This is a genomic window from Cupriavidus sp. MPR-AND1C (genome assembly GCF_058809705.1).
Genome location: NZ_JBXASU010000090.1, coordinates 21721 through 28543 on the forward strand (window position 1 = coordinate 21721; position 6823 = coordinate 28543).

The following is a 6823-nucleotide window of genomic DNA, read 5'->3' on the forward strand; positions in this document are numbered from 1 at the left end:
TCAGTGCTCGTGGTGCAGGTACCTGGCCTGCCGCGGCAGCCGGAAGCTGACCAGGAACACGATCACCATCATCGCTGTCACGTACCAGTAGAAGCTGGATTCGTGGCCCAGCGATTTCAGGTCCAGCGCGACATACTCGGCCGAGCCGCCGAAGATCGCGTTGGCCACGGCATAGGCCAGCCCCACCCCCAGCGCCCGGATCTCGGTCGGGAACATCTCGGCCTTCACGATGCCGCTGATGGAGGTGTAGAGGCTCACGATGGCCAGCGCCAGGGAGATCAGCGCGAAGGCGACAAAGGGGCTTTTCACGCTCCCGAGCGCCGTCAGGATCGGAACCGTGGCCAGCGTGCCGAGCGCGCCGAACAGCAGCATATTGGTGCGCCGCCCGATGCGGTCCGACAGCGCGCCGAAGAACGGCTGCATGCACATGTAGAAGAACAGGCAGCCGGTCATCACGTAGCTGGCGGTCTTGATCGACATGCCGGCCGAGTTGACCAGGTACTTCTGCATATACGTGGTGAAGGTATAAAAGATCAGCGAGCCGCCCGCCGTATAGCCAAGCACGGTGAAAAAGGCCGCCTTGTGGTTGCGGAACAGCTCCGTCAGCGTTCCGGCCTCCTTGCTCGCCCGGGTGGCGGCGGACGTCGTTTCATGCAGGGTGCGGCGCAGGAACAGCGCCACCACCGCCGTGATGGCGCCGATCACGAACGGGATGCGCCAGCCCCATGCCTTGAGCTCAGCCTCGTCCAGGAACTGCTGCAGCACCACCACCACGAGCACCGCCAGCAACTGGCCGCCGATCAGCGTGACGTACTGGAACGACGAAAAAAACCCCCGCTGGCCCTTGAGCGCCACCTCGCTCATATAGGTGGCGGTGGTGCCGTACTCGCCGCCGACGGACAGTCCCTGCAGCAACCGCGCGACCAGCAGCAGCGCCGGCGCCCAGGCACCGATGCTGTTGTAGGTGGGCAGGCTGGCGATCAGCAGCGAGCCGCAGCACATCATCGTCACCGAGATCAGCAGCGAGTTCTTGCGGCCATGCCGGTCGGCAATCCGCCCGAACAGCCACCCGCCAATCGGCCGCATCAGGAAGCCCGCGGCAAACACGCCGGCGGTATTCAGCAATTGCGCTGTCGGATCGGATTTGGGGAAGAAGGACCCCGCGAAGTAAATGGCGCAGAACGCGTAGACGTAAAAGTCGAACCACTCGACCAGATTGCCGGAAGACGCGGCCACGATCGCGTAGACGCGCTTGCGTTTTTCCTCGGCGCTCGGCGGCGCATCGAGCAGGGGGGCGGACAGGTCTGTCATGGTTTGTCTCTTCCGTTCGGCATGTCGCCCACGCTAACAAGCCGTGGTGCGAGATCGGCACGCAGAATTCCAGTGTAGTGCGATTGCGCCGTGATGGCGGCGCAGGGTGACCTGACTTGCACTACTTGGGGGGGGCGGAAGGGAATGGCTGGCGAGGTGGCTCGCTGCCCGTAGCGGCGGGGCGCCGGCCGAAAAACGCGTCTGGCCGCATCACGCGGCAGGGCTGGCGCCATGGGTCGCGGCAGCGGGGCGAGGCAATTGGCCAGGTCCGCTGCGTTTGACGTGAATGACGCCTATTGGTGGGTCTTGCTGAGTCTTGCTGTGTCTTACTGCGTTTTGTCTGCGTTACTGCGCTTCTTGCGGCCAGACTCCGTCCACATCCCTTAGCAGATGGCCTGCCAGGATGTAGTCGCCCAGCCGGGTCGCCTTGGCTTCGAGATCAAGCAGTTCATGGTCGGCAAGCGTGCCGAGATCGAACTGGCAATACAGATTGCGCTGCCTGAAGGTGGTCTTGGTCTTGGCCAGCCCTTCGATCAGGGCTTCGCGCGAATGGACAGCAATGCTCTCCTGTCCGCGGTATTGCACTTTGATGCCGCGTTTCTCTCCGAGCCGGCCGAGTTCGACGGCGTCCTGCCATCCGGTTTCATAGTCCAGCTCAAGCGCCAGCACATCTTTCGATGCGAGAAGCCGAAGCGCTTCTGCTTTGCTGCTAGCTCGCACTATTGACATCCACACCTCTTATATCGTCTTATACTGTACGAATATACAGTCAACGCGTCATTGCGGCAAGGGGTTGCCCCCAGGCCGTTGGGACTACTGCGCCAGCGGTGTCTTGCGCCGCCCTGCGTTGCCACCATTTTCCTCCAGTATTGCCCTTTAGGGGGCGGCCACGGCTTCGTTTGCCGGCCCGTCCGCCTTTATCGTCCTTATCGCCTTCATTGTCTTTATCGTCGCCCCGGCATCTTGCACTGCCGTGACAGAAAAATCTCCCGCATACACATGTACCACCCGCGCCGGGTCCAGGTGCTTGCGGATGGCCGCGTTGACCTGTTCGACGCTCGCCGTGGCGATACCTTGCTCGTATTGCGTGACAAAGCGCATCGTGCGCCCCAGAAATAGCTGGCTGGCGAGCGTGCCGGCCAACGTGGAATCGCTGGTGCGGGCCAGCATGCCTTGCTGCAGCAGGCCACTCTTGGCTTGTGCCAGCTCCTGCGGTGTGATGCCGGCGGCTGCCAGCCGCGACAGTTCCTCCTCCACGCCACGCTTGAGCTTGTCCAGGTTCTGCGGCGCATAAAGCGCTTGCATGCCGAAGCGCCCGTTGGTATCGAGCGCACCCACCTGAACGAAACTGCCGACACTGTAACTGATGCCGTCGCGTTGGCGCAGGCGATCCGCCAGCCGGCTCTTGAGCGCGCTGGCGCCGAACACACGATTGGCGATCACCAGGGCCGGATATTCCGGCGCATCGCTGGTCAGTGCCACCGGCAGCGCGGCCAGGTAGATGGCATTGGCCTTGTCCGGCGTCTCGCGGATCAGGTGGGCTGGTGCCAGCGGCACGAAGGGGCGCTCGATCCGGGCGTAGGGCGCCTGGGCCTGCCAGTCGCCGAACAGCGTGGCCAGTTGCGCCTGCGCCGCCTCGCGGTCGAAGTCACCGACCAGCGCCGCCTGGCCATGGCTTGCGCCGTAGAAGCGCGTGTGGAAGGCGCGCAGGTCGGACAGTTGCACTTGCCGCAGCGCCGCGATGTCCTCCTGCGGGGTGCCGACGTAGCGCGGATCCCCCAATGGGTAGGGATTGCCGTGACGGCCAAGCACGTTCGACGCGATTGCCTCGGGCTGGCCCAGGCCGCTCTCGATGCCGGCGATGGCGTTGGCGCGCAGGGTCTCGAACTCCGCGGCGGGCAGGCTCGGCTCGCGCAGGATGTCGCGCAGCAGCGCGAGCGTGTTGGCCAGCGTGTCGCGGCGCGCTTCAAAGCGCACAGTGACCGCCTCGGCATCGCCCTGGACCGACACCACCGCCTTGAGCGCGGACAGGCGGTCGGCGATCTGCTGGCGCTCCAGGCGGGCGGTGCCGCGCATCAGCATGGCGGCCGTGAGGCTGCCGACCGCGTCCTGGCCTTGCAGGCTGGTGACGTCACCCATGCGCAGGATCAGCGTGCCGTTGACAGTCTGGCCGCGGCTGGGCTTGGGCAGCAGCGCGAACTGCATGCCGTTGGCCAGCTTGCCGCGCAGCGTGTGCGCCTCGATATTGTCCGGGCTGGGATCAAAGGCGGCCACCGCGGCCTTGGACGGCTTGCCCTGGTAGGCCGCCACCAGCGCGGCGACGTCCGGCGCGGCGGGCATGGTGGCCCGGGCCAGCGTCTCGGCCGGCGCATCGCCGGGCATGTCGATGGGGATGAAGCGGCCGAGGGTGCGGTTACTGGCGCGCAGATAGTTCTGCGCGACCCGTTGCAGGTCCGCCAGCGTCACGCGCTCGGCCTGCTGGCGTGCCACCAGCAGCAGGCGCCAGTCACCCTTGGCGATGGCCTCGGACAAGGCGATGGCGTAGCCCGAAGGATTCTCCAGCAGGCGCTCGTAGCTGTTGAGCAGGCGGGTGCGGGCACGGTCCAGTTCCACCTGCGTCACCGGCCGGGCGGCAAAGCCCTCCACCTGCGCCACCAGCACCTGGCGCGCGGCTTCGAGGTCTTGCGTCTTGCTCAGCCCGGCGGCGAACAGCACCGAGCCGGGATCCTTCATGCCCGATACCGAGCCAGACTGCCAGCTGGCCTTGCCGCTCTCGACCAGCGCCTTGTACAGGCGCCCGCCCGAGCCATCGGTCAGGATATCGGCGAGCAACTGCAGGGCCACCGTATCCGGATGCGCGCCCGGCGCGATGTGATATTGCACCGCGACCAGCTGCGAGTCGCCCACGCGGCGCAGCGTCACCTCGCGCGCGCCCTCCTGCGGCGGCTCCACGGTGTACTGGACCGGCAGCGCGCGCGTAGGCCGGGGGATCGCGCCGAAGTACTGGCCGATGCGCGCGAGCGTGGCGGCCACGTCGAACTTGCCCGCCACCACCAGCACCGCGTTGTCAGGCTGGTAATAGCGGCGGTAGAACTCCTGCAGGTTGCCGATGGCGACGTGCTCCACGTCGCTGCGCGCGCCGATCGGCGCCTTGCCGTAGTTGTGCCAGCGGTAGGCGGCCGAGCGCATCTGCTGCATCAGCATGCTAGCGGGATTGTTCTCGGCGCGCTCCATCTCGTTGCGCACCACCGTCATTTCGCTGTCGAGCGCCTCGCGGGCGATAAAGCTGTTGACCATGCGGTCCGCTTCCATCTTCAGCGCCCAGTCGAGGTTTTCCTCGCTGGCGGTGAAGCTCTCGTAGTAGTTGGTGCGGTCGAACGCGGTGGTGCCGTTGAACTGCATGCCGCGGCGCGTGAGCTCCTGCGCAATGGTGTTGCCCGGCAGCGCCGGCGTGCCCTTGAACAGCAGGTGCTCGAGCAAGTGCGCCATGCCGGTCTCGCCATAGTTCTCATGGCGGCTGCCGACCAGGTAGGTCATGTTGACCGTGGCGACGGGCTGCGCAGCATCGGGCGCAAGCAGCACGCGCAGGCCGTTGGGCAGCCGGTACTCGGTAATGCCTTCCACGCTGACGACTTCCGCCGGCGCCGCGCCGGGCAGCTTCGCGGCAGCAGGCGCCGGCGCGTGGGCCACGCCCGGCGCGGCGTTTGCGGATACGCTGAAAGCCAGGGCTAGCAGCAGGGAAAGGCGCTTGATGACGAGACGCATGCGGAATTCGAAGTCTGGATTGGCTCCCTTGTCGCGGAGATCGGTACGATCCTGCGGGGCGCGGCAAGGCAGCGGCAAGGCTGGCCCGGTGGCCGATTCTAGCTGTTGCCGCGCCCGCAGGGCCATGCAGCCGCGTTTTCCAACCAGTGCGCAGTGAATTTGGGAATTTTCTGCACCCTTCAATATCTATGGCAGCGCACTGGCATCATCCATCGCCACTCTCGTCCTCCGGCACATCCATCGCGGCGGCCAGCTCACTCAACACCAGCGTCTCGTGCGCCAGCACGGCCACCAGCGAAAGCAGATGGGCCTGGGTCTCTTCAGCGAGGTTGCAGAAGGTGCCGCCCGCCGCGTTCTCGACGGCAACCGACAACAACGCATTGAGCTGCGCGGTTTTTTCGGCGGCGAGGCTTAGCGGGCTTTCGGATGGGGCATGCGCGGTCAGGAAGGTATCGCGGCCCGTGCGTTGGGCAGTGATGTTGTAGCGCGGGTAGTTATACATCGAGCGCCCTCCGTTGGGAGGCGCGCAGGCGCTGGTGGATGACGGAGAGCTTGGGGGATGCGATTTGCCTGGAATGGGCGAGCGAAGACTGGGGCATGGGAGTGCCTCCTTCTTAAGCGATTTCGACTCCGCTCCCCGCTGCTAATCGGGGTGGGCGGGCGCATGGCGAGGTTAGCAGACCGGTAAGAAGGAACCAGCGAGCCCGAAGGCTCCCCCGCCAAGGCCCGCCCATAGGGACGCGCGAAGGCGCGACGGACAAAAACCGCCTGGCGGCGGTTGTCCGCCTTCCTAAACGGGCTGCTAAACCCGGCCGCTGTGGTTGCAGCGACGAGCGGAGTATAGCGTCGCGAAATGCAGCCTAACCCAGCCGCAACAAAAAGTCACACCCGCTAGACCATTCAATAAATATTCATCGCAGATCCAGATTTGTCTCATAGATTCCGACGAGGAATTGCGCGCAAATAGAGGGGCGAATTTGCGCACAAGGCCCATCCTGAAGGAGATCGTATGCAGGAAGACAAACAGTCCATCGGCATCAGGGAGGCCCAACTCAACCATGAGGCGAAGAATTGCCTGCGTTGGCGACGAACTGGAGCGCGTTGCAGCGGAGGGCCTTGAATGCCCCAGGCACCTGCGCAAGCCCCGGAGTTCAGTCCGGGGTAAGCAGGGAATCTGGGGATTAGTGCGGTGCCTGCTGCTGCTCGATGTACTGCCGCAGGATATCCAATGGAGCCCCGCCACACGACGCCGCGAAGTACGACGGAGACCACAGCACGCCGCGACGTTTCAACCACGGATGGAAGTCCCCGAACTCCTGCCGCAGCAAACGGCTGGAAACGCCCTTGAGCGACGCGACGAGCGTGGATAGAGCCACCTTCGGTGGGTAGCTCACCAGAAGATGCACGTGGTCATGCTCGCCGTTGAACTCCACCAACTCCGCGTCGAAGTCCCGGCAGACACTTTCGAGAATTCGCCGCATCGCTTCAAGGTGCTCTTTCTTGAACATGTTGCGGCGATATCTTGCGTTAGTTTCGAATACAAAAATACACTTCGCGTCATGGGAACCGTAAAGACACTGAAGCTGCGCATCAAGGACAAGCACGCGAAAGCGATGCTTGCGATGGCACGCGACGTCAATACGGTCTGGAACTTCTGCAACGAAACCCAATACCGAAGCCTCAAGCGGTACTGCAACAAGCCGAAAGTCTGGTTGTCCGGTTTCGATCTCCAGAAGCTCACCGCTGG

Annotated in this window: 5 protein-coding genes; all 5 read right to left on the reverse strand. The window is 64.5% G+C overall.

Annotated elements, in window-relative coordinates:
* A complete protein-coding gene (locus AC1RWI_RS31365; protein WP_043352829.1) occupies positions 1-1311 on the reverse strand; it encodes an MFS family transporter in 1311 nt (436 codons plus the stop codon).
* Between the two features lie 345 nt (positions 1312-1656).
* Positions 1657-2040, reverse strand: a complete 384-nt coding sequence (locus tag AC1RWI_RS31370) for a hypothetical protein (RefSeq protein ID WP_006159736.1) — start codon at positions 2038-2040, stop codon at positions 1657-1659.
* A 147-nt stretch (positions 2041-2187) separates the two neighbouring features.
* The gene (locus AC1RWI_RS31375) at positions 2188-5076 is read right to left on the reverse strand and encodes a M16 family metallopeptidase (protein ID WP_492870269.1); all 2889 of its coding nucleotides are present in this window, start codon (positions 5074-5076) and stop codon (positions 2188-2190) included.
* Positions 5077-5281: 205 nt separating this feature from the next.
* Entirely contained in the window at positions 5282-5578 is a 297-nt protein-coding gene (locus tag AC1RWI_RS31380; RefSeq protein ID WP_492870270.1) for a hypothetical protein, read from the reverse strand.
* Between the two features lie 679 nt (positions 5579-6257).
* Positions 6258-6680, reverse strand: a complete 423-nt coding sequence (tnpA, locus tag AC1RWI_RS31385) for an IS200/IS605 family transposase (protein ID WP_082055272.1) — start codon at positions 6678-6680, stop codon at positions 6258-6260.
* Positions 6681-6823 lie beyond the last annotated feature (143 nt).